Origin of the sequence: Rubritalea profundi (assembly GCF_002954445.1) — a bacterium.
GTDB lineage: Bacteria > Verrucomicrobiota > Verrucomicrobiia > Verrucomicrobiales > Akkermansiaceae > Rubritalea > Rubritalea profundi.
On sequence record NZ_MQWA01000001.1, the window covers coordinates 1,734,674 to 1,758,279 of the forward strand.

A 23,606-nucleotide genomic window follows, 5' to 3' on the forward strand; every position below is an offset into this window, starting at 1 on the left:
TTTATTATATATCTAAAAGTTATTATGTGATTAACTATGTAGTATATTTTTGTTAATTTATAGTGCGCAGCTTAATATTTATGTAAAATTTGATTTGTAAGATTCGTTCAACAAACTATCCTCTATGCCTATCTATGAAAACAGCACTTAAACTTCTAGCCACCGCTATGGTAGCAATGTTCTTCGCATCCTGCAGCCAGCAGGCAGTCTACTATGATGCCAGTGGTAACGCCGTTTCCTCCTCAGACTCCTTAAGTTCTAAGGGAAAATATGTGGCTCCTCCAGTATTCGAGTCAAAGCCTAGGAGAAGCTGGTTTTGCTGCCCAGAAGCCCAGAAGCCTAAGCCGGAAGTAGCTAAGGTTCGTAAGCCAAGAGTTAAGAAAGCTAAAACACAAGGCTGCACAAAGTGTTACTCAAGATTCTGTCCTAAGCCAGATTGCTGTGGAATAGTAAGCAAAGAGGTGCTCTCACGCGCTACTATGCAGGGTGGAACTGGTGAGCCTCAGTTAGGTCTCATCCCGACCATGAAGACACTTGCCCCTGAGCTCTAATAGCTCCAAACATAGTCAAAATTTTATCTAAAAACCCGCTTGGCGTCAGCGAGCGGGTTTTTTGCGCATGAATCGTCGTTGATCATGTGAATTGTCGTAGAAAAGACAGATATTCCTCTTGCCCATTGCTAGAGTTTGAGGGAAATATAGGCACCGCAACAATTGCGGTGATCATTTTTAAGAATTTAGTTATGCCTATTAATATCGAAATGCCAAAGCTCTCAGACACGATGACTGAGGGTACACTAGTCTCTTGGCGCAAAAAGGCGGGAGACACCGTCGAAATCGGCGACATTATTGCTGAAATCGAAACGGATAAAGCAACCATGGAAATGGAAGCATTCGACGAAGGCACAATCGTTGAAATCTTGGTACAAGAGGGGACTAAAGCCCCTGTTGGAGATGTTCTAGCTATCATAGCAGAAGAGGACGAAGACGTTTCCGTTGTGACTGCACCACCAGCTGCTCCAGCGACAAAAGCACCAGCCGCCGCCGCTTCGACTCCAGTAGCTGCCGCAGTACCGACTGCCACTGTGGCAGCGGATGGCTCACGCCTCCGTGTTTCACCACTCGCTCGCAAGATTGCAGCAGAAAAAGGTGTCGATCTTACTACCGTAAAGGGATCAGGACCAAGTGGCCGAATTGTGAAGGCTGACGTAGAATCTGCCAAGGCTGCCTCTGCTACACCCGTAGCGGCACCTAGCTCTGCCGCTCCAGTGCCTCAAGGTATTTTTCCAGCGGTTGGAGCAGACGACAAAGTCACACCACTTTCTGGCATGCGCAAAATCATCGCTGAGCGCCTACTCCTATCGAAGCAAACCATCCCACACTTCTACTTACATGTAGAATGTGACGCAGCTCCACTGATGGCACTGCGCAAGCAGATCAACGCTCAGACTGAACAAACCGGCGGCAACAAGTATTCCGTCAATGACTTTGTTGTGAAAGCGATGATCAATAGTTGCGAGGAAGTCCCAGCAGTCAATGCAGCCTACAATGGCGACAGTGTTGTAGAATTTGCAAACGTAGGTATTTCTGTAGCGATTGCAGTGGAAGACGGTTTAGTGACTCCTGTAGTCAAGACGGCACAAAATAAGTCGTTGCTTGAGATTTCGCAAGAAATCAAAGCGATGGCAAAGCGTGCTCGCGATAAGAAGCTTCTTCCTAACGAGTTTGATGGCGGAACAATCACCATTTCTAACCTCGGCGCATGGGGCGTAGAGAGCTTTGATGCGATAGTAAACCCACCACAGGCGGCAATCGTCAGTGTGGGTGGTATCATTGAAAAGGCAGTTTCTATCAAGGGTGAGATCAAATCTGGCCTCCGCATGAACATCGGCCTCAGCTGTGACCACCGCGTGGTTGATGGTGCTGTTGCCGCTACCTACCTCAATGCAGTGAAAAAATTCATCGAACAGCCAACGCTGATGCTCGTGTAATTTTTTCAATGAGAATTTTCATAAAATGGCATGTACCTCTCAGGTGCATGCCATTTTTTGAGCACTGGGGGAGGGGAGTGAGCCAGTCTTTCAAGACAGTTTAAAAACTATAACCATCCGTCAGTAGCTTGATGATGAAATGGCGTTGGAATACTACTGCTAAAGTCATCAGGATAGCTGTGAGCGCTCCAATGAGCATGGGTAGCCACAACTTGTGGTATTTGCTGTGCAAGGGGTCTGAGAGCAAAATAGCGTGATATTTGTTGGTGAAGATTTCCTTGTGGGCTCTTTGTTTGAGTAAGAAAAAGCAGATGATGCCGATGAGAGTCCCTAAGGGTACAAAAAACATCATGACGACGGCCGCGAAACGAGCTGGGGTGCGCGACCAAGGATCGTAATGACGCATGCCCCACCCAAGTAAGACGAAGATGATGGCTATAATCAGCGAGAAAAAGCTCATAAAAATAAGAAGAAGATGGTGGATATCGATGGCAACTTTGAGAAACACTAGCGTTAGAACTCCGACAAAGGTTCCGCTAAAGAGATACAGCCATGCGACAGTTTGCACACATATTTCATCTTGTGAGTAGTAGTTTCGAAGTTCACTATTACTCATCTCAGATGTATCGCGCGCACACTGTTCTGGGCATTGATAGATACTTTTAGTCTCCATGGGAGAACAGTATGTGGAATAAAGCTCTAAGAATCAATGATACATATGTTTGAAGAGCTTGAGGGAGATGGAGCTTGAAAAAAAGTCAGCAAGAGAGGTTGACCGCTGCAATTTCATCCTCTAAATCAAAAAGAACGCGCACAACAACGCACTAAAAATTATGGCTGCCTGGGGAACAAAAACATTTGAAGAAGATACTGCTAACGACTGGATTCAGGAGCTCATTGACTCTGAAGATGCACGTGAATTTCTGAGTGAATCACTCAGTATTGATCCTGGTTATATTGAAGCCGATCAAGCAGCCATAGTCCTAGCTGCGAGTGAGACTCTGATTGCTCTTCTCGACGAACCACGCATCGGAGTTCCTGGTGAATTGGTTGACTGGGTTGGCGACAACGAATGTGACGACGTGAGCGACCTTCCTGAGGTAGCTCTCCCAGCTCTCGCTAAAGTGCTCGGCAAGGAATCTGAACTTCGTGAGATTTGGTCAGATTCTGAAGATTTCGATGGATGGCTTGAAAATATAGAGTCGATGCGTGAAGTCATTACGCAAATGGCCCAACTCTAGTTGATTGATTCAAAAAATATTTCTTAAAGCGCCCTGTTAGTGAATGACTAACAGGGTGTTTTTCTTTGTGCAGTGATAGACTACGAAGAATCCAAAACATCATTTGGATCTCTTGACGTTTTACCTTTTGGAAAAGTGTTCTGCATGTTTGATTAACTTATATGAAGGAGCAACTCCTCAAAAATCCTGTATTCCAGATGGCTGCTGAGCAATTTGACCGCACAGCAGATTTCCTAAAATTATCAAACGATGTGCGAGAGCGCTGCAAGTGGCCTAAGCGCTTGCTGACTGTGAGCATCCCCATCAAAAGAGACAGTGGTGAGACTGAGGTCTTCTTTGGTTATCGTGTGCAGCATGAACTCTCGCGTGGTCCAGTCAAAGGTGGTTTGAGGTTTCACCCCAATGTCAAGCTAGGCGAGGTGGCGGCGCTTGCTATGTGGATGAACTGGAAATGTGCATTGATGGGCTTGCCATTTGGTGGTGGAAAAGGCGGTGTGACATGTGACCCACGAAGCATGAGCGAGGCTGAGTTAGAGAATATGACAAGGCGCTACACAGCCGAGATGCTACCATTCATAGGCCCACAGACCGACGTGATGGCTCCCGACATGGGAACCAATGAACAAGTGATGGCATGGATGCTCGATGTTTATTCCAGCCACGCAGGTCATTTGGTACCAGGGGTCGTTACCGGTAAACCTGTGAACCTCCAAGGTTCGGAAGGACGAACGGCTGCTACTGGTCACGGTGTGGCATTCCTAGCCACACGGGCACTGACAAAGTGTAAAATACGCCATGAAAATGCCACTGCTATCATCCAAGGATTTGGTAATGTCGGTTATCATGCAGCTCTAACCATGGAGCGATTTGGAGTGAGAATCATAGGTATTTCAGATGTGACTGGAGCCGTGCATAATCCCGAGGGAATCAATGTGAAGGAATTAGGCAAGCATGTCGCAAAGAGTGGGGGAGTCGTCGGCTTTACGGCCGCTGACTCTATTGATCCAGCTGATTTGTTGGTGCAGCCTTGTGATGTGTTAGTACCAGCGGCTCTTGAGCGGGTGATTACCTCAAAAAATGCTGGCAAGCTCAAATGCCGCGTTCTTGCGGAAGCAGCCAATGGTCCAACAACCACTGAGGCGGACGCCATTTTAGAGCGCAGAGATGACATTTTCATGATCCCCGACATTCTTTGCAATGCAGGAGGTGTGACGGTTTCCTACTTCGAATGGGTACAGAATTTACAGCGCTTCCAGTGGAGTGAGCAAGAGGTGTTGACCAAACTCGACACCATGATGGCAAAGGCATTTGATCGTGTGATAACCTTTGCTCAAAGAAATAAACTACCACATCGTGTGGCTGCCCTAGCACTCGGCATTAAAGAAGTTGCCAATGTTAAAAAACAAAGAGGACTATTCCCATGATATCAAATTCAGTACGCTTTCATAGCTTCGGCAAAGTCGAAGAAGTCGCTCAATTAGAGCCAATCGAACTACCTGCGACAGAGAACGGACAGTTGCTAGTTAAAATGCTGGCGACTCCACTCAATCCAGCGGATATCAATTTTATCCAAGGCAACTACGGAGTTAAACCCGAGCTCCCAGCATCGCCCGGAATCGAAGGTTGTGCAGAGGTGCTAGAAAGCAAAGCCGAGGGCTTTGCTGCAGGAGATAAGGTAATCTTTATCGAGCGTGTGGGCACATGGCAGAGCCATGTGGTCTGTGATGCTCAGAATACCCTACGTATTCCCTCCGAGATTGCTCCAGAACAGGCTGCAATGCTCAAGGTGAATCCCGCGACTGCTTGGCAGATACTCCACGCCTACGCCGATCTTAACCCTGGTGATTGGGTGATTCAAAATGCGGCAAATTCAGGTGTAGGCCAGTGTTTGATTCAAATTGCCAAACAACTCGGACTGCGCACCATCAATACTGTCCGTCGCGAAGGGCTCGAGGCTGAGCTGAAAGCTTTCGGCGCGGATCACGTGTTGTTAGATGATGCTGACCTCGTGACAAAGGTGCGCGAGATCTGTGGCGATAATTTACCAAAACTCGCCTCCAATGCCGTTGGTGGCGACAGTGCCCTGCGCCAGATGGACGCTCTCGCCGAACATGGAACGCAAGTCACCTTTGGAGCGATGAGTATGCGCAGCCTCAAAGTGCCTAACAAATTTCTTATCTTTAAGGGTATCAGCCTGCGTGGACTGTGGATCACCAAATGGATAGCCGCCGCCGAGAGAGGGGAGATTGAAAAAGTTTACCAGCAGCTCGCTGAGTGGGTGGTGGATGGAAAGCTTACTCAGTCGGTAGAAAAATCCTACAAACCAAGTGAGCTAGTCGAGGCGCTAGAGCGATCCCAACAAGGTGAGCGCAGTGGTAAAGTCTTGCTGGATTGGCAATAATGACTCGGATTCAGGCTATCTACGGTTGGCTTCGTAGATTTTTTCTCGTCCAAGGTAGCTGTCGGTATCGACCTCAAACCAGGTGCTCTTTTTGATCCGTTCTTTATTGTAGGGCGGAGCAAACGTCAACCAACTGAGTCAGTTGGTGAGCGCGAAGGCGATGGATATTGCGTGCTTTAGAGGTCAAGGTGGAGACATCGTCTTTGAGTAAAGTGGACTTTGCCGTTTCTTTGAGGAGGACTTTTTCTGCATCGTTTTCGTGCGGCAGGAGGTCGTAGTTCCATACGTCAATCTTGCCTGTGGCACAGAGCAGCACTCCAGTCATGTCTGGGTGGTCGTGGTGCTTTATTTCTTCGCCTTTTTCAAACTGTACGAGACTTACCTCGAAGTTGCGTTGCTTTTCGAGCTTATAGAAATCTGGGCGCATATTTCCGAGACCATTCTTGCTGTTTTCAAAAGCCTCAGAGAGATCTGCATCTTTGAGGTTCAATTGGAGGGCGAGTGCTGCCACTTGCTTGACATACTTTTCCTGATTCCAGTGGTCGAGGTGTTGTTTAGCAGCTTCCTTTTCAACAGCAGTGAGGAAGGCATCCCAATTGATGGCTCCATCCGCGGGCAACCTTCCTTGGCACGCATTGGCGCGGGTTGCTAGAGCTGTGATGGCTGGCAACGCGAGGCTTAGCCCGAGAAATCCAGGGAGCGAGGTGCGGATGAAGTGGCGGCGGTTGTAGTCGTCCATGGCGAGAAACTAGTCTAGATCGAGAAGCAAGCGAGAGACTTTATTTACTAAAGAAAGCCAAATGATTGATCAGGATAAGAACAAAAAATACCCACCACCTTTGACTGGAGTCATCGCTTCCTATTATTAGTGGGCCATTGGAGGCTGGGATTCGGCATTCCTGAGAAATAGAGGCCTGAACCAGTTAGATCCGAGTTGTGTGTAAGGTCAACAAGGCCGACAGGACTAGAGAGCAGGCGGGTTGTCCAAACCTCAGTATCTAACTGCTCGCGTAATGCCTTAGTGTCCGTAGTCGGAGTGACCGCTAGGAATAGTTGAATGTTTACACCATACCCTACGTCTTCTATCCAGTGTGAATATCCTGCAGAATGGAGCTTATTGTGTTCATTAAGCTCAATCAAAAGGGCATACCTGTCAGCCCTGGCCTTGCCGAGTGAGAGCTTAAATAAGCTGAAATTTGGTATGCTCAGACCGATTTGACGTTCTACGACGTCACGAAATTCGTAGGCGAACACGTAGTGGCCAGATTCGAGTTGGCCCACTTTTTCCGGCGGTCCCAATTGGTCCAAAATCTCTGAGCGGGTAGATGGAATTTGCGGTACTTGTTGTATTTTTAAGTCGTTAGGTTGAGCCAGATTTCCAATAGACTCACCACCAATTTTGTACTTGAGAACCGTACAGCTACTGCACAGCAAAGGTACAACAGCAAGCCGTGCCCAAGTTGCAAAAAAACGTGCAGTTTCTAAACCCGTTATTCCCGATCTCATCAGCGTAAGGATGTTCTGACTATTACCCCTCACTTACTGAGAAGTCTGTTAGCACTCCTTGTTTATCAAAGAAGAAAATGGCCCTATCGTATTCCGCGTGAACCTTAACGTTGTTGTAAACGATAAGCACAATACCTTCGCCGTTGATTTGCTCGCGTAGATAGTAAAAGACCGTCTCATCTCCTAGGGTGAGTACTTGGGAAGGGGGGCCAAGGTCTTTTAGTATCTTAGATTTTGTTGTTTTTCCTTTGCTCCAATTGGAGGCTTTGTTGTCTCCCTCATCCGAGTTCCAAAGGTTTTCGACTCCTCGCTCACTTCTCACATTCACACAGGAAGAGTTGGCTCCAATTCCTAATGAAATAAGAAGCCATAAGGATAGAAGTCGAGTAAAGGGTTTCATCTAAATCAAAGTGTGTGTGATGAACTCGGCAGTCAATCGTCGAATCACAGGAGAGTAGATGGGGGATTCAACAAGATTTAATGTGATTTATAGCATCATGCTCAACATCAACAATTTACGAGTATAGTTAGTAACTCTATTCTGTTGCGTAGATCTATCATTTCTGATCTACTGCTAGGTGCTTCTCTCATCAATAAATCCTACTCGTAATGTCCCCCCCAGACTATTGGCCGTTTGTGGTTTACGTGGCGCTCATCGCCACGGTGGCGGGAGGCATGCTCGGTGTCTCAGCCTTGCTCGGCCAGAAACACAACGCTCGAGGCAAGGGAAAACCTTATGAATCGGGGCTCGATGGCACGGGCACGGGAAGGCTGAAAATCTCTATCCGCTTCTATCTGATCGCCATTCTTTTTGTTATCTTTGACCTCGAGGTAATCTACATTTTCTCCTGGGCTATCGCACTACGAGAACTTGGCTGGCAAGGCTATGGTGGCATTGCGGTGTTCATAGGAATCTTGATTGTCGCCCTGATCTACGAATGGCGCATGGGCGCACTGGACTGGAGCCGACCACGGCGGCCAGGGAGAATCACTAACAAGAAAGACAAACTATGAATATAAGCATATCCAATCCAGAAGACCCCGCTCCGCAAAACGGCCTTAGTGACCTTGACGACGAAGTCAGCAAAGTCCTCGCCATGGCAAAGCTTCAAGACCTCGTAGCCTGGGGCCGCAAGTATTCGCTATGGCCTTTCAACTTCGGTCTCTCTTGTTGTTTCGTGGAAATGGCCACCAGCCTAACCAGTAAATACGACATTGCTAGGTTCGGAGCCGAGGTGCTGCGCGGAAGCCCGCGCCAAGCCGACGTGATGATTATCGCCGGCACCGTCTTCGTGAAAATGGCTCCCATCATCCAGCGGCTCTACGAACAAATGATGGAGCCGCGCTGGGTGATATCGATGGGCTCCTGCGCCAACTCCGGCGGCATGTTTGACATCTACAGCGTGGTGCAAGGGGTCGACAAATTTCTCCCAGTAGACGTTTACGTGCCCGGCTGTCCGCCCCGGCCCGATGCCTTCATGCAGGGACTCGTTCTTCTTCAGCAAGCCGTCGGTCAGGAAAAACGCCCGCTCAGCCACGTCATCGGGCCTCAGGGGGTTTCCCAACCAGGCCGCTTCAGCCAGCGTGACCTCAAACACGAAGAACGCATGGGAGTCACCACACTTAGGACTCCGGATCAGTCGTAACTCATTAATATCGAGTGCTGTCGACTTGGGTGAATGGTGAAATATCCTTGACTGACTCAGCCACTCTAACCTACTGTTAGCCTTTAATCCTTAGACACTAGCAAGTGACAACGGCGCACACAAAGATCTCTTTTATGGAGTCCCTGACCTCAGGGACTTGGGGGCAGATTGTTGAGCAAGCCACGGTAGATGGCATCCCCACCTTCTGGGTTCTTAGCGAACACTTGATTCCTTTGCTTCGTCACCTCAAACACGACGAGGGCTTTGCGATGCTCTACGACCTCACTGCTATCGACGAACGCCACCGCCGCCACCGCGATGGCCAGCCCGCGAGTGATTTTACCGTCGTCTATCATCTGCTTTCCATTCCTAACAATACCGACATCCGCATCAAGGTAGCCCTCGAAGGTGACTACCCCAGCATCCCATCCATCACTAATATCTGGCCAACGGCAAGTTGGTATGAACGTGAGGTCTGGGACATGTTTGGCATCCGCTTCGATGGCCACTCAAAGATGCGACGCCTGCTTATGCCACAAAGCTGGCAAGGCCACCCGCTGCGTAAGGAACATCCAGCGCGTGCGACCGAGATGGGTCCCTTCGAACTCACTCCTGAAAAAGAAGACGCCGAGCACAAGGCTCTGCAATTCGACCCCGAAGCTTGGGGGCTGGAGCGCAGCAGCGCCGACTCCGAGTTCATGTTTCTCAACATAGGCCCTCAACACCCCGGAACCCACGGCGTGCTACGTCTGGTGCTTCAGCTTGATGGTGAAGAGATTCTCAATGTCATCCCAGACATCGGATTCCACCACCGTGGACAGGAAAAGATGGGCGAGCGCCAGTCGTGGCACAGCTACATTCCCTACACCGACCGCGTCGATTATCTCGGAGGGGTGATGAACAACCTGCCCTACGTGCTGGCGCTGGAGAAAATGTGCGGCATCGATGTCCCCGACCGCGCCAAGGTCATCCGCATCATGCTCTGCGAGCTGTTCCGCATTTCTAACCACCTCGTCTGGTATGGAACTTACGCCCAAGACCTCGGCCAGATGTCGCCCGTGTTCTACATGTTCAACGACCGCGAGCAGTTATTAGGTATCATCGAATCAATCTGCGGCGCACGCATGCACCCAAACTGGTTCCGCATCGGTGGAGTCGCCCAAGACCTCCCTAAGGGATGGGACACCCTAGTCAGAAACTTCCTCGACTACCTGCCACCACGGCTCAAGGAATACGACACCATGGTGATGAAAAACCGCATCATCAAGCGCGCACCATCGGCATCGGTGCCTACACCACCGAGGAGGCGCTGGAGTGGGGGATCACTGGACCCGGATTGCGCGCCACTGGCAGCGACTGGGATTTGCGCAAGAAACGGCCCTACGCCGGATACGACCAATTCGACTTCGACATCCCCACAGCCGACAACGGCGACTGCTATGACCGAGGCATGGTGCGGATCGAGGAAATGCGCCAGAGCCTGCGCATCATCGAGCAATGTCTCAAGTGCATGCCCGGCGGCGCCTACAAGTCCGATCATCCACTCACTTGCCCGCCCACCAAGGACGGCACCATGCATGACATAGAAACCCTGATCACCCACTTCCTCTCTGTCAGCTGGGGACCGGTGGTGCCTGCCGGAGAAATGATGTGCAGCGTCGAGGCCACCAAGGGAATGAGCGGCTATTACCTCATCAGCGACAAGGACAGCATCTCCTACCGCACTCGCATCCGCGCCCCGTCGTTCCCCCACATGCAAATCATCAACAACATCAGCCAAGGCCACATGATCCCCGACCTCCTCGCCATCCTAGGCAGCATCGACTACGTCCTAGCAGATATAGATCGCTAGCAACACGACCGCCCTGATAACCCCTAAAATAATGAGCCCCGAAGAACGCCAAGAAATTGAACACGAAATCGCCTGCTATCCCTACAAGCAAGCAGTCTGTGTCGATGCGCTGAAAATTTTGCAGAAGCACCGTGGTTGGGTATCCGATGAGGCGGTGAAGGAAGTTGCCGAGATCTTGGAGATGTCGCCCAGTGAAGTCGATAGCGTGGCCACCTTTTATAACCTCATCTACCGCCAACCCACAGGCCGCCACGTGATCCATGTCTGCGACAGCATCAGCTGCTGGGTGATGGGCTGCGGCAGTATTTGCGAGCATTTGAAAAAACGCCTCGGAATCAACATGGGGGAAACCACCCCAGACGGCCGCTTCACCCTCCTGCCCATTGTCTGTCTCGGAGCCTGCGATAAGGCTCCCGCCATGATGGTTGGCAAAACCACTCACGAAAATCTCACGCCAGAAACCATCGACGCACTTTTGGAAAAACTCCCCTAACAAATAACTATTTCCCCCAACAAATTGGAAACTCCTCTGACAGAACACATCCGTCCTGGACACCCGTCGCCAGACCTCGCCGCCTACCAAAAACTAGGCGGCTACCAGGCGCTGCGTCGTGCCCTTACGGAAATGACTCCAACTGAGGTTATTGAGGCCGTAAAAGACTCGAACCTTCGCGGTCGCGGTGGCGCCGGATTTCCCGCTGGATTGAAGTGGAGCCTGGTGCCCAGTGGCGATGACGCGCCACGCCAGCGCTACCTCGTCTGTAATGCTGACGAAATGGAGCCAGGCACCTTCAAAGACCGCTACCTGATAGAAGGGAATCCGCACCAGCTGCTAGAGGGAATCATGCTTGCAGCCTACGCCATCAAGGCCGATACCGCCTACATTTTCCTCCGAGCCGAATACACATGCTCGGAGCGAACCTTGCGTGAGGCCATAGCGGAGCTGTTCGCTGAAAACTTGTTAGGCGACAACATTCTAGGCTCTAACTACAACCTAAACATCCATCTCCACACTAGTGCGGGTCGTTACATTTGCGGTGAGGAAACCGCCTTACTGAATGCTCTGGAAGGCAAACGCGCCGTGCCACGTGCCAAGCCACCTTTCCCGCCCCAAGTGGGTCTTTGGGGGCAGCCGACTATCGTGCAAAACGTCGAAACTCTCTGCTGTGTGCCGCACATCATCAATCACGGCGCGGATTGGTTCAAAGGTCTTAGCAAAACCAACAACAGCGGCACCAAAATCTACGGGGTCAGTGGCCGAGTCAAACGACCGGGTCTGTGGGAACTCCCGCTAGGCACCACACTGCGAGAAATCATTGAGGAGCACGCGGGCGGCATGCTGGATGGCTACAAATTCCGTGGCGTCATCCCCGGTGGAGCTTCCACGGATTTCTTAGTAGAGGAACACCTCGACCTGCCACTCGACTATGAAACCGTCGCCGCAGCAGGCAGTCGCCTGGGCACTGGCACCATGATCGTTCTCGACGACCGCACCTGCCCGATAGCCATGGTGCATAACTTGGAAACCTTCTTTGCCCGCGAATCTTGTGGCTGGTGCACCCCTTGCCGCGATGGCCTGCCATGGATCGAGAAAACCCTGAGCGCCATCGAGGAGGGGAGGGGTGTCGCTAGCGATATCGACCTTCTCCACCAACACTCCCGGATGCTTGGCCCCGGACGCACTTTCTGCGCCTTCGCTCCCGGAGCCGTCGAACCCCTGCAGAGCGCCCTCAAATACTTCGCCGACGACTTCGAGCAACACATCTCCGAAAAACGCTGCCCTTACAAACATCTTCAATCTTAAATGGCCACGATCACCATAGACGGCAAATCCTACCAAGCCGATGCTTCGCAGAACCTTCTGCAGACAGCATTGCAGCTGGGGTTCGACCTACCGTATTTCTGCTGGCACCCCGCCATGGGATCTGTCGGGGCGTGCCGCCAATGTGCGGTCAGGCAGTTCCGCGATGATGACGACACCACTGGCATGATTGTGATGGCTTGCATGGTGCCAGTTAGCGATGGACTGCGCATTTCCATCGACGACCCCGAAGCCAAAGAATTTCGCAAGGGCGTGGTCGAGTGGCTGATGACCAACCATCCGCATGACTGCGCAGTGTGTGACGAAGGAGGCGAGTGTCACCTACAGGACATGACAGTGATGGCTGGCCACTCCAAGCGTCGTTATAGATTCCAGAAACGCACTCACCGTAACCAATACCTAGGCCCCTTCATCAATCACGAGATGAACCGCTGCATCCAATGCTACCGCTGTGTGCGTTTCTACAAAGACTATGCTGGTGGCAGAGATCTCGATGTTTTTTCCTCCCGCAATCGGGTTTACTTTGGGCGTCATGAAGAAGGAGTTTTAGAAAACCCGTTCAGCGGAAATCTGGTCGAAGTTTGTCCCACTGGCGTCTTCACCGATAAGCCTTTCAAAGCCCAGCCCACCCGTAAGTGGGACCTCAGCACCGCAGCCTCCATCTGCCCTCATTGCAGCCTTGGTTGCAATACTATCGTAGGCGAACGCTATGGAAAATTCCGCCGAGTGCTCAACCGCTACCACCACGACCTCAACGGCTATTTCCTCTGTGATAGAGGACGTTTTGGCTCAGCCTTTGTGAATAGCGACAAACGTAGCAGGCAGCCCCAATGGAGGGAAAATGGACAGACGGTTAGCCTCGACAAACAAACCATCACCGACTTGTTAGCTACTGAAATTTTAGACGGTAAAAAAGTGATTGGCATCGGCTCGCCGCGTGCCTCAATGGAAGCCAACTATGCTCTGAGAACTTTGGTGGGTGAAGACGCCTTTTTTAACGGACTGTCAGAGAACGATGCCGCCATTTCCAAGCAAATCATCAGCATCTACCAACACACCCACATCGCTTCTTTGCGTGACGCCGCAGAATCCGATGCCGTTTTTGTTCTCGGTGAAGACCTCACCAATACCGCACCACGACTAGCCTTGGCTCTGCGACAAGCGGTGCGCAATACGCCGCTGGAAGACGCCGATAAACTCAAGATCCCTCGCTGGCACGCTAGGGCTGTGGCAGATGTCATCCAGCACCGCCACGGCCCGCTACACCTCGCCTCCATCGCTGCGACTCAGCTCGATGATATCGCCACCAGCAGACATTTGGCCGCACCCGCCGACCTAGCACGCATCGGTTTCGCCATCGCCCATGAGTTAGACTCCGACGCACCAGCCGTAGCAAACTTAACATCCGAACAAGCCGCCTACGCGAAACAAGTCGCCCATGACCTCCGCCAAGCGAAACGTCCGCTGGTGGTTGCTGGATCAAGCCTTGGCAGCGTCGCCTTGGTGCAAGCGGCTGGGCAAATCACCAAGGCATTGAAGCAAAATGAAGCTCGCATTTCTCTGATTGTGGCCGAAGCCAACACGCTCGGTGTGGCCTTGCTTGGAGACAAGAGCATCAGTAGTGCCATTCAGGAGAAAGCCGACACCATCATCGTGTTAGAGAACAACATTTTCCGCCGATCCACCGATCATCTGATAAATAGAATGCTCAAATCGGCCAACTGCGTGATCACCATCGATCACCTCGAGAATGCCACAACTCAGCAAGCCCACGCATCGCTCCCCGCTGCCACTTTCACCGAAGCAAGTGGAACTTCCATCAACAATGAGGGACGTGCGCAGAGAAGCTTTCAGGTCGTGCTCGCAAGCGATCCTGTGCAAGCTAGTTGGCGTTGGTTACGTGATCTTATGGTCGCGGCAAACAAGCAACAAACTGGCGCATGGGAAACTCTCGACGACGTTCTCGCTTCTTTAGTAACTGAATTCCCCAAGCTTGCAAAACTTTCAGAAGTAGCACCCAACTCCAAGTGGCGTCAGAGCAGTCAAAAAGTCGCCCGAGCCTCGCGTCGTTCTGGTGGCCGTACCGCCATTCTGGCGACCGTGCACGAACCCAAGCCACCAAGCGACCCCGACGCTCCGCTTTCTTTTACCATGGAAGGCAACCCGGCCTCCTCATCAACCGCCCTCAACAACCGCTACTGGTCACCTGGTTGGAATTCAGTGCAGGCCCTCAATCAATACCAACAAGAAATCGGCGGCCCGCTGCGAGGTGGCGACCCCGGCATCTGCCTCTTTGAAAAAAAAAGACGACAACAGCGCGTGGTTTACTGAAATTCCACCAGCATTCACACCTGAGAACGACAAGCTCCTCGCCCTCCCTCGGCACCAGATCTTCGGCACTGAAGAGCTCAGTAACCAATCCTCATCCGTCGCCGAACGCATCCCAATTCCAGCCATCGGCCTTAACCCTCAAGAAGCTGCCAAACGTAAGCTAAAAGAAGGCTCCACCGTCACCATCACAGCAAACAACAACGAACACAAACTTTCCCTAACCATCACCCCCGAACTACCAATCGGCACCGCAGCTTTACCCACAAACATCGTCGAGGCTAATACGCTCATTGGGGTGCGCCTTGGTGAAGAAGAATCAGCGTCCTCTAACAAACAAAGCGCCGATTTTCGGAGCACTCCAAAGTAATGTCCCCAACCTTCCAGAATATCCTCATCGCGGCCCTCATCCTGTTCTGCATGCTGAACATGGCAGCCTTGATGATATGGATTGAGCGACGCTTGCTGGCGTTGATGCAGGATCGATTGGGACCTAACAGAGCTGGGCCATTCGGCTTGTTAGTTATCCTAGCTGATATGATCAAGATTTTCACTAAGGAAGACTGGATCCCACCATTTTCAGACAAGGTGGTGTTTGTCCTCGCGCCCGCCATCATCATGGCTACTACTCTGCTTTCGTTCGCCGTGATTCCTTTTGCCCCAGGAATTCAAGTCATCGACCTCAACATTGGCCTACTCTATGTGCTGGCGATGTCGTCGATAGGCATTTACAGCATCGTTTTGGCGGGCTGGGCATCCAACAGTAAGTATTCGCTGTTAGGTGGATTAAGAATGTCAGCCCAGATGTTCAGCTACGAGGTCTTCATGGGGCTTTCCTTGCTCGGAGTGGTGGCTATGGCTGGCACTTTCAATCTGCGCGAAATCGTCGATTCTCAGCAAAGACTATGGTTCGTGGTGCCGCAGTTCCTTGGCTTTGTGATCTTCATGATTGCCGGGCTGGCGGAAACCCACCGTTTGCCTGCCGACATGCCCGAGGCCGAGAGCGAGCTGATTGCCGGCTACCATGCCGAATACTCAGGTATGAAATTCGGCATGTTTTTTGTCGGTGAATACGTCGGGGTGATCTTGATTTCCTCACTGATGGTGGTGCTCTTCTTCGGCGGATGGCACGGCCCTTTCCTGCCCCCATTAGTATGGTTTGCACTTAAGCTCGGCGCCTTCCTGTTCTTCTTCATCCTCTGCCGCGCTGCTATGCCGCGGCCACGCTACGACCAATTCATGGCGCTCGGCTGGAAAGTTCTGCTCCCTCTATCGCTGCTCAACGTCCTAGTCACCGGAGCAATCATTTTAGCCAACACCTAACACACGCCAAAGGCACTAACTCCCCCCTTATCACTTATCACTCTACACTTATCACTTCTAACCATGCTTTCTCACATCCGCAGCCTAGCACTGGTATTCCGGCATTTATTCCGGAAGAACATCACGATCCAGTATCCCGAGGAAAAGGCTCGCCTCTCGCCGCGTTATCGTGGTCGCATCATCCTAAGTCGCGACCCCGATGGAGGCGAGCGCTGTGTGGGCTGCCAACTCTGCGCGGTGGTGTGCCCGGTCGACTGCATTGCCCTGCAAGCCGCCGAGGACGAGAACGGCAGACGCTTCCCTGAGTTTTTCCGCATCAACTTCTCCCGCTGCATCTACTGCGGCCTCTGCGAAGATGCCTGTCCGACCTACGCCATCCAACTCACACCCGATGTGGAAATGGCGGAATACGATCGGCCTAATCTGGTTTACGAAAAAGAAGACCTGCTGATCTCAGGCGAAGGGAAATACCCCGGTTACAATTACTACAAAGTAGCGGGACTCTCGATCGGCGGAAAAGACAAGGGTGAGGCTGAAAATGAGTCACCTCCCATCAACCCAAAGGATCTTATGCCATGATCAACCTCTTTTACATCGCGGCATTGGTTGCCATAATCGCCACTGTATTGGCAATCACCCGCCACCATGCGGTGCATGCCTTGCTCTACTTGATCGTGTCGTTACTCGCGGTGGCGCTGGTCTTTTTCACGCTAGGCGCGCCCTTCGTGGCAGCGCTTGAAGTCATCATTTATGCGGGAGCGATCCTCGTGCTTTTCTTGTTTGTGATGATGATGCTCAACCTGGGACAGGACGCCAAAGAGCAGGAACGCGAGTGGCAACCCCTAAGAATTTGGATAGGACCAGCATTACTCTCCTGCATTTTGTTAGCTCTTATTATCCACGCGATCATGGGGGAGGGGAGTGCATCCGTGGTCACTGAGGAGGTTGGGCCCAAGGCGGTCGGCAGTTTACTCTTCGGCCCGTATATGATCGCCGCCGAACTGGGAGCCTTCCTGCTCATGGCTGGCGTGGTTGGAGCGTCGCATTTGAGACGCCGTGAGTTTCAAAGCGAAATCACTGGGAAGGAGGAATCGTGAGCGCCGTGCCTATCAATCACGTGCTGATTCTAGCCGCTATCTTGTTCAGCGTTGGCCTTACTGGGGTGCTGGCGCGGCGTAACATCATCTTCATGCTGGTCTCTGTAGAAGTCATGCTGAATGCCGCGGGGCTCGCATTTGTCGCGGCGGGTGCGCGCTGGCAGCAGGCAGATGGTCAGGTGATGTTCCTATTCATTCTCACCATGGCATCAGCTGAAGTAGCGGTGGGGTTGGCGCTCATTCTCCACCTTCATTGGCGTCGTCTCTCGCTCGACTCTGACACCCTTAACAAGATGAAAGGATAACCATGCTCAACCAACTCTGGCTAGTGCCGACACTCCCACTGCTCGGCTTCCTGATCCTCGCACTGTGCGGATCGCGCTGGAGTCGTGGGTTGGTGGCTACGGTTGGTTGTGGCTCGATCGGTCTATCCGCCTTAGTGGCCACCGCTGCAGGATTTGATCTACTAACAACGAATAGCGAAAACGCCTCTTTTACTCAACATCTCTGGAACTGGTTCGAGGTCGGCGGGCTTTCGCTAAGCATCGGTCTGCACCTTGATGCGCTATCGCTGTTGATGATCTTGGTGGTGACTTGGGTGGCCTTCTTCATCCATATCTATGCCAGCGAATACATGGCGAAGGAAGGCTATAGCCGCTTCTTTGCCTATCTCAACCTATTCGTCTGCGCCATGCTGGTTCTGGTGTTGGCTGATAACCTATTGATGCTTCTGCTAGGCTGGGAAGGTGTGGGGCTGTGCAGTTATTTACTCATCGGTTTTTGGTATAGCGATCCCGCCAATGGCGCTGCAGCGCGCAAAGCTTTTGTGGTAACACGGGTGGGGGACACAGCGCTGATGGTCGGCATTTTACTGCTTTTCAAACATCTCGGCACGCTCGATATCGGGCAAATTCTATCCACAGCAAACGCTCAATGGCAGCCAGGATCCACCATCGCTATCACCGCCGCCGCCCTGTTGCTGGGGGGTGCTGTGGGGAAATCTTCCCAGCTACCTCTGCAAACATGGCTGCCCGATGCGATGGCTGGCCCCACCCCCGTGAGCGCTCTAGTGCATGCCGCCACCATGGTGACCGCAGGGGTCTATCTGATCGCCCGGATGCATGGCATTTTCCTACTCGCGCCAGTGGTGATGGGTGTGGTGGCCGTGTTAGGCGCGACCACAATGTTAGTGGCTGGCTGCAGTGCGCTGGTACAAAGCGACCTAAAACGCGTGCTGGCGTATTCAACTATCAGTCAAATCGGCTACATGTTTCTCGCGTTGGGAGTGGGAGCCTGGACGGCGGCGATGTTTCACTTCATGACCCACGCCTTTTTCAAAGCCCTGCTCTTCCTGGGAGCTGGCGCGGTGATTCATTCCCTGAATGATCAAAAAGATATGTTCAAGATGGGGGGATTGCGGAAAAAACTGCCCGCCGTGTTCTGGACTTTTCTGATAGGGTCGGCGTCGTTGGCGGCACTCCCTTTGGTCACCTCGGGGTTCTACAGTAAGGAGCTCATCCTCTGGAGTGCCTGGGCCTCTCCTCATGGTCATCCAACTCTCTGGGCCGCGGGGATTGTTGGAGCCTTCATCACTGCTCTCTACACGACTCGTGCAGTGATTCTGACCTTCTTCGGCAAAGTAAAAACAGAAGTAAGCCACCAACCTGGAGCGCGCATGGTGCTACCGCTGTGCATTCTTGCAGCTCTCTCAACCGTGGCGGGTTTGCTACAGACTCCTCACAGCCTCGGTCACCTGCATGCCTTTTCTGATCTGCTAGAAACTGCTCTGCCTGTCACTCACCTCAATGGCAGTTCTTCCGTAGAAATCACGCTACAAGCCGTGGCTGTGGCGATTGTTCTAGCGGGAGTCGCACTGGCTTACTGGCTCTATCAAAAAGCGCCACATCTCCCTGAGCGCATCGCATCTGGCTGGGGGAAACCTATACGTAAAGCTTGGCTGGCAGGTTGGGGGTTTGACTGGATTTACGATCAGCTGCTGGTGAAACCCATCGTCGCTGTGGCCCAGTTAAACCGACGCGACATCATCGATCTCTTCTACACGGGCCTCGCCAGCTTTGCGCGTTTACTCAATTTCCTGCTCAGTGCCAGCCAGACCGGACGCATGCGTTGGTATGCGGCGGGCATTTCCGCAGGCACCATTTTCATCTTCCTAATCGTTTATTTCACATGATGCTTCCTTTGCTCATTCTCGTTCTCCTGCTGGGTGGCCTGTTAGTATGGGCCGCAGGGAGAATAAGTGCCTCGGCGACTCGCTGGACGGCGCTGACAGTGCTATTGCTAGACGCTGCTCTGGTGGGATGGATTTTCTGCGCTATCAATGATTCCCCAGCAGACGGGCGCTGGCTGATGACCTATGAAGTCGACTGGATCACCGCGCTCAACGTCCAGCTTTACCTAGCAGTCGACGGCTTCAGTTTGGCATTGATCTTACTCACCATTTTCCTCGGCATTGTTGCGGTGCTAGCATCGTGGAAAGGCATTACCGAGCGCGTTGGATTTTTCTATTTTAATCTACTCTGGGTGCTGGCCGGCACGCTGGGAGTATTCATGGCGCTCGACCTCCTCGCTTTTTTCTTCTTCTGGGAGCTAATGGTAGTGCCAATGGTGTTTCTAATTGCGATCTGGGGGCACGAGAACCGTCGTTATGCTGCCATCAAGTTCTTCATTTTTACTCAGGCCAGTAGCCTGTTGATGTTAGTGTCGATTGTGGGGCTGTATGCGCTGCACGGCACGTTCCGCTATGACGACTTGCTGGGTACTGAAATGCCAGAGGGCACTGCTTTTTGGCTGATGCTGGGATTCTTTGTAGCCTTCACAGTCAAGCTCCCAGCCTTCCCATTCCACACCTGGCTCGCCGACGCCCACACCGAGGCTCCGACTGCGGGCAGTGTCATTCTCGCGGGGCTGATGCTGAAAACGGGTGCATATGGGCTGGTGCGCATTGTCGTGCCTTTGTTTCCTGATGCCGCACGCGATTTTGCACCGATTGCTCTGGCGATGGGGGTCATCGGCATTCTCTACGGAGCTCTGTTAGCCTTGGCTCAGACTGACCTGAAACGGCTCATTGCTTACACTAGTGTGAGCCACATGGGCTTTGTGTTAGTGGGGGTGTTTTCATGGAATAGCTGGGCGGTGCAAGGCGTGCTGATGCAGATGATTTGCCACGGTATCAGCACTGGTGCCTTGTTCATTATCGCTGGGGCGCTGCAGGACCGCATGCACACGCGGGATATCCGTCGCATGGGGGGCCTGTGGGGTGTCACTCCGAAGCTCGCGGCATTCGGACTCGTGTTTGCTCTGGCATCGCTAGGATTGCCGGGTATGGGGAATTTTATAGGTGAATTTCTCATCCTGCTAGGCAGCTTCCAAATCAGCCCGACCATTGCCATTATAGCTGCGTTATCATTGCCAGCCTCCGCAATCTACTCACTGAGGATTGTCCAACGTACCTTCCATGGCCAGCAGGCAGAAAGGTGGAGCGTTACGGATTTCGACCGACGTGAAATAGGCGTGATGGCGGTGCTAGTCATAGCCATCCTGTGGCTAGGTCTGATGCCCCAGCCGGTGTTAGATCTAGTGTCGCCGTCTCTCACAGAAACCTTGGAAAGAACTCAGCAGAATGGAGGTGCTCAGTGACAGCTGCCGACCTCCAAGCTCTGCTCCCTCTACTCATCCTAGCTGCGACTTCCTTGTTTATTTTACTGGGAGCGGCTTTCCTACCAGGGCACCGCACTGCTTACCTGATCACGATTGTCGGTATGCTTGTTGCACTCGCCTCAATCCGCGCTGCTGTTGCGCAAGCACCTCACTTGGTTGGTGAGATGTTGGTTATAGACGCATTCGCACTGTTCTATATAGGCCTCCTCCTGTTAGCCGCGTCGGTGGTGACGACTTTTGCTTATGACTACCTGAAAAAAATCCATCTTAAAGCCGAGGAATTCTACGCCCTGCTGACCCTAGCCACTCTGGGTGGGTGTGTGCTTGCCGCCAGCAACCACTTCGCCACCATGTTCCTTGGTATCGAGCTGCTTTCAGTTCCGCTCTACGTGCTGATCGCTTACGTTTTCCGTAAGAACGACTCGCTAGAGGCGGCACTAAAATACCTCATCCTCGCCGCCACAGCTTCCGCCTTCCTACTCTTTGGCATGGCACTGATTTACGCAGAACTGGGAACCATGCATTTCGATGGCCTCCGCGACAACCTGCAAGCTGGCATCGGGGAACGTCGTGGTTTGTTACTCGCTGGCATCGCCCTGATGATCACGGGCTTTGGCTTCAAACTGGCTGTCGCCCCTTTCCACATGTGGACACCTGACATTTATCAAGGAGCCCCGGCCCCCGTAACAGCCTTCATAGCCACCATATCGAAAGGTGCCATGGTCGCCTTGTTGTTGCGTTTCTTTGGTGCGATCCCAAGCGATCAAAGCGGTGCTGTGTTTACCGCCATTTCCTGCATCGCCGTAGCCTCCATGACTATCGGTAATCTACTCGCTCTGCGACAAACCAATGTAAAGCGCATCATGGCCTACAGCTCGATCGCCCACCTTGGTTATGTCTTGGTGGCATTCCTTTCAGGTGGCCCCCAAGCCATCGAATCAGCGACCTTCTACATCGTCAGCTACAGCATTGCCACGCTGAGTGTGTTCGGTTTGTTAGCTGCCCTCTCGAACGCAGACGGTGAACCAGAAACCCTTGCTCCTTTCAAGGGCTTGTTCTGGCGAAACCGTTCGGCGGCGGTTTTCCTCAGCCTCGCTATCTTCTCGCTCATCGGTATTCCCCTAACTAGTGGCTTCTGGGCAAAACTTTTCATCTTCATCGCAGGCATTCAGTCAGGGCTATGGGTTCTGGTGATCCTACTAGCCCTCAATAGCGCAATTGGCCTCTACTACTATCTCCGCATTCTCTTCGTGCTCTACTCGCCGACAGACGAACTTTCAGAACTGTCCTCTACTACATCCCCATTGAATAGATCCAGCTTTGTTATCCTAGCCGCACTCACTCTCCTCAGCCTAACAATCGGCATTCATCCTGCTCCACTTTTAGAGCTGGTGAAAATGTTAGTCACCACACTGTAGCCATTCAAAATAAATGACTTGAAGCCAGAGTTTATGGTAGAGACATCTTGACTTTTCAACTCAAAAATATTATCTATATACGATGGAAACGACTCTAGATGAAATACTTAGGACAAAGGGTGGTCGTGTGTGCCATGTGAAGCCGGAGGCTAACGTGCTAGAAGCAGCCCAGCTGATGAAACACGAAAAAATCGGAGCATTACTTGTCCTCCAAGGTGAAAAAATCCTCGGGATTCTTACCGAACGCGACATGCTCCATCGTGTCGTGGCAGAAGGCATCGATCCCGCAGCGACCAAGGTTCATGAGGTCATGACTAAGGACGTAGTAGTCCTCAAACCCAGCCTCACCGTGCGAGAGGCCATGCAGATTGTCAGCGACAAACGCACACGGCACCTTCCGGTGGTTCAAGACGGCCACCTGCTAGGCATGATCTCCAGCGGCGACCTCACCCACCGCGCCATCGCCGAAGAAGAAGGAGTCATCCACACGCTCTACGATTACATCTACGGCGCCTACCCAGCATAATGGGCAACATGCTCATTGCTGGTGTATTATCCTTGGTTTTGTTGAGTTAGGTAAGACATTAAGTCTCTCAATTCGCTAGGGTTGAGGCTGTTGATCAGAGCTGGAGGCATAGGAGATACTAGGGAGTGACTCGTCTTCTTGATCTCGGACTTCTTGAGTTTGATGACTTGGCTCAAGTCAAAGGGATTAAGCGCGATACTGAGGTGAGTGGCATCTTCCTGCATTACCTTACCTCGTGTGCTGCTGCCATCTTTTAAGTCAAACTGTGAGAAATGGTATTGCTCTGAAATGACTTCGGAGGGATCAATGATAGCTTTGAGCACGTCTTTTGTGCTGAATCGATTGCCAACATTGGTTAGTTTAGGTCCTGAGTTGCCTCCTGATCCACCCATGGTGTGGCAGCGTATGCAGAGAGCGGCTTGGAACATTTTCTTGCCGTTAGCTATGTTCGCCTTACTCAAGTCGCTGGTCGCTGCCTGGGCGCTTTCTAGGTCCCAGTTTCTACCAGGGCCTTCAGCAATAGCGATTGGCTCTTTAGGAGCTTTGTATTGCGGTGCTGAGGCGGCTACCTTTTTGAGTGGCTCTGAGAGCTTATCGAGGGCTTCTTTACGGATATTATTAATGAAGCCTTTGTAGCTGCGTCCACCACTCCTAGAGCTCGCTTTGTTGAGCCATGAATAGTAGCTGAGGACAGTTTTTTCATTCCATCCAGATTTTGCATTTTTAAGCACCAGAGCATAATGTAATGCCTGAGTTTTTGGGTGGTTTTTGAGCATAT

Annotated in this window: 24 protein-coding genes and 1 pseudogene; 20 read left to right on the forward strand and 5 right to left on the reverse strand. The window is 51.9% G+C overall.

Translation table 11 applies throughout. The features are described from left to right. Nucleotides 1-134: 134 nt before the first annotated feature. Both BSZ32_RS07635 and BSZ32_RS07640 read left to right on the forward strand, forming a co-directional pair. On the forward strand, nt 135-551 hold the full coding sequence (locus tag BSZ32_RS07635; RefSeq protein WP_105042893.1) for a hypothetical protein: 417 nt from the start codon (nt 135-137) through the stop codon (nt 549-551). 191 nt (nt 552-742) lie between these two features. Next, nucleotides 743-1,990 (forward strand): dihydrolipoamide acetyltransferase family protein, encoded by a 1,248-nt coding sequence (locus tag BSZ32_RS07640; RefSeq protein ID WP_105044790.1) that lies wholly within the window; start codon nt 743-745, stop codon nt 1,988-1,990. Between the two features lie 100 nt (nt 1,991-2,090). Here the strand turns inward: BSZ32_RS07640 and BSZ32_RS07645 are convergent, their stop codons facing one another. Continuing rightward, on the reverse strand, nt 2,091-2,663 hold the full coding sequence (locus BSZ32_RS07645; RefSeq protein WP_105042894.1) for a hypothetical protein: 573 nt from the start codon (nt 2,661-2,663) through the stop codon (nt 2,091-2,093). 160 nt (nt 2,664-2,823) lie between these two features. Between BSZ32_RS07645 and BSZ32_RS07650 the strand changes: the two genes are divergently transcribed. From BSZ32_RS07650 to BSZ32_RS07660, 3 genes are all read left to right on the forward strand, one after another. Next, a complete protein-coding gene (locus BSZ32_RS07650; protein ID WP_105042895.1) occupies nt 2,824-3,231 on the forward strand; it encodes a DUF4259 domain-containing protein in 408 nt (135 codons plus the stop codon). Nucleotides 3,232-3,392: 161 nt separating this feature from the next. Continuing rightward, on the forward strand, nt 3,393-4,655 hold the full coding sequence (locus BSZ32_RS07655; protein ID WP_165788722.1) for a Glu/Leu/Phe/Val family dehydrogenase: 1,263 nt from the start codon (nt 3,393-3,395) through the stop codon (nt 4,653-4,655). Beyond that, nucleotides 4,652-5,632, forward strand: a complete 981-nt coding sequence (locus BSZ32_RS07660; protein WP_105042896.1) for an MDR family NADPH-dependent oxidoreductase — start codon at nt 4,652-4,654, stop codon at nt 5,630-5,632. Before BSZ32_RS07655 ends, BSZ32_RS07660 begins: the two co-directional genes overlap by 4 nt. 103 nt (nt 5,633-5,735) lie before the next feature. Here the strand turns inward: BSZ32_RS07660 and BSZ32_RS07665 are convergent, their stop codons facing one another. The 3 genes from BSZ32_RS07665 to BSZ32_RS07675 all read right to left on the reverse strand — a co-directional run bounded on the left by BSZ32_RS07665 (nt 5,736) and on the right by BSZ32_RS07675 (nt 7,538). Beyond that, nucleotides 5,736-6,371 (reverse strand): cupin domain-containing protein, encoded by a 636-nt coding sequence (locus BSZ32_RS07665; RefSeq protein WP_105042897.1) that lies wholly within the window; start codon nt 6,369-6,371, stop codon nt 5,736-5,738. 110 nt (nt 6,372-6,481) lie between these two features. Further along, a complete protein-coding gene (locus BSZ32_RS07670) occupies nt 6,482-7,138 on the reverse strand; it encodes a hypothetical protein (RefSeq protein WP_129589653.1) in 657 nt (218 codons plus the stop codon). A gap of 22 nt (nt 7,139-7,160) precedes the next feature. Continuing rightward, a complete protein-coding gene (locus BSZ32_RS07675) occupies nt 7,161-7,538 on the reverse strand; it encodes a hypothetical protein (RefSeq protein WP_105042899.1) in 378 nt (125 codons plus the stop codon). Nucleotides 7,539-7,747: 209 nt separating this feature from the next. Between BSZ32_RS07675 and ndhC the strand changes: the two genes are divergently transcribed. The 15 genes and pseudogenes from ndhC to BSZ32_RS07750 all read left to right on the forward strand — a co-directional run bounded on the left by ndhC (nt 7,748) and on the right by BSZ32_RS07750 (nt 22,828). Continuing rightward, nucleotides 7,748-8,152 (forward strand): NADH-quinone oxidoreductase subunit A, encoded by a 405-nt coding sequence (ndhC, locus tag BSZ32_RS07680; protein WP_105042900.1) that lies wholly within the window; start codon nt 7,748-7,750, stop codon nt 8,150-8,152. After that, nucleotides 8,149-8,784, forward strand: a complete 636-nt coding sequence (locus BSZ32_RS07685; RefSeq protein WP_105042901.1) for an NADH-quinone oxidoreductase subunit B — start codon at nt 8,149-8,151, stop codon at nt 8,782-8,784. Before ndhC ends, BSZ32_RS07685 begins: the two co-directional genes overlap by 4 nt. 134 nt (nt 8,785-8,918) lie before the next feature. Further along, nucleotides 8,919-10,636 (forward strand): annotated as a pseudogene (gene nuoC, locus BSZ32_RS07690) (NADH-quinone oxidoreductase subunit C/D). Nucleotides 10,637-10,667: 31 nt separating this feature from the next. Then, nucleotides 10,668-11,129, forward strand: coding sequence for an NADH-quinone oxidoreductase subunit NuoE (gene nuoE / locus BSZ32_RS07695; RefSeq protein WP_206018763.1), 462 nt, complete (start codon nt 10,668-10,670; stop codon nt 11,127-11,129). A gap of 24 nt (nt 11,130-11,153) precedes the next feature. Next, nucleotides 11,154-12,440: an NADH-quinone oxidoreductase subunit NuoF gene (gene nuoF / locus BSZ32_RS07700; protein ID WP_206018764.1), complete on the forward strand. Its 1,287-nt coding sequence runs from the start codon at nt 11,154-11,156 to the stop codon at nt 12,438-12,440. After that, nucleotides 12,441-14,789 carry an NADH-quinone oxidoreductase subunit NuoG gene (nuoG, locus tag BSZ32_RS07705; RefSeq protein WP_105042904.1) on the forward strand — a complete coding sequence of 783 codons (2,349 nt, stop codon included), beginning with the start codon at nt 12,441-12,443 and terminating at the stop codon, nt 14,787-14,789. Further along, on the forward strand, nt 14,752-15,156 hold the full coding sequence (locus BSZ32_RS18775; protein ID WP_165788723.1) for a molybdopterin dinucleotide binding domain-containing protein: 405 nt from the start codon (nt 14,752-14,754) through the stop codon (nt 15,154-15,156). The genes nuoG and BSZ32_RS18775 overlap by 38 nt, the downstream gene beginning before the upstream one ends. After that, the gene (nuoH, locus tag BSZ32_RS07715; protein ID WP_105042905.1) at nt 15,156-16,109 is read left to right on the forward strand and encodes an NADH-quinone oxidoreductase subunit NuoH; all 954 of its coding nucleotides are present in this window, start codon (nt 15,156-15,158) and stop codon (nt 16,107-16,109) included. The genes BSZ32_RS18775 and nuoH overlap by 1 nt, the downstream gene beginning before the upstream one ends. A gap of 63 nt (nt 16,110-16,172) precedes the next feature. Beyond that, nucleotides 16,173-16,688, forward strand: coding sequence for an NADH-quinone oxidoreductase subunit NuoI (gene nuoI, locus BSZ32_RS07720; RefSeq protein ID WP_105042906.1), 516 nt, complete (start codon nt 16,173-16,175; stop codon nt 16,686-16,688). Further along, complete coding sequence (nuoJ, locus tag BSZ32_RS07725; protein ID WP_105042907.1) at nt 16,685-17,206, forward strand: NADH-quinone oxidoreductase subunit J; 522 nt, start codon at nt 16,685-16,687, stop codon at nt 17,204-17,206. Before nuoI ends, nuoJ begins: the two co-directional genes overlap by 4 nt. Beyond that, the gene (gene nuoK / locus BSZ32_RS07730; protein WP_165788724.1) at nt 17,203-17,511 is read left to right on the forward strand and encodes an NADH-quinone oxidoreductase subunit NuoK; all 309 of its coding nucleotides are present in this window, start codon (nt 17,203-17,205) and stop codon (nt 17,509-17,511) included. Before nuoJ ends, nuoK begins: the two co-directional genes overlap by 4 nt. 2 nt (nt 17,512-17,513) lie before the next feature. Then, nucleotides 17,514-19,397: an NADH-quinone oxidoreductase subunit L gene (nuoL, locus tag BSZ32_RS07735; protein ID WP_105042909.1), complete on the forward strand. Its 1,884-nt coding sequence runs from the start codon at nt 17,514-17,516 to the stop codon at nt 19,395-19,397. Next, the gene (locus BSZ32_RS07740; protein WP_105042910.1) at nt 19,394-20,863 is read left to right on the forward strand and encodes a complex I subunit 4 family protein; all 1,470 of its coding nucleotides are present in this window, start codon (nt 19,394-19,396) and stop codon (nt 20,861-20,863) included. Before nuoL ends, BSZ32_RS07740 begins: the two co-directional genes overlap by 4 nt. Beyond that, on the forward strand, nt 20,860-22,302 hold the full coding sequence (locus BSZ32_RS07745; protein WP_165788725.1) for an NADH-quinone oxidoreductase subunit N: 1,443 nt from the start codon (nt 20,860-20,862) through the stop codon (nt 22,300-22,302). The genes BSZ32_RS07740 and BSZ32_RS07745 overlap by 4 nt, the downstream gene beginning before the upstream one ends. A gap of 82 nt (nt 22,303-22,384) precedes the next feature. After that, nucleotides 22,385-22,828: a CBS domain-containing protein gene (locus BSZ32_RS07750; RefSeq protein ID WP_105042912.1), complete on the forward strand. Its 444-nt coding sequence runs from the start codon at nt 22,385-22,387 to the stop codon at nt 22,826-22,828. 26 nt (nt 22,829-22,854) lie between these two features. Here BSZ32_RS07750 and BSZ32_RS07755 read toward each other — a convergent pair whose 3' ends face one another. Continuing rightward, the gene (locus tag BSZ32_RS07755; protein WP_105042913.1) at nt 22,855-23,604 is read right to left on the reverse strand and encodes a c-type cytochrome; all 750 of its coding nucleotides are present in this window, start codon (nt 23,602-23,604) and stop codon (nt 22,855-22,857) included. Between the last annotated feature and the right edge of the window lie 2 nt (nt 23,605-23,606).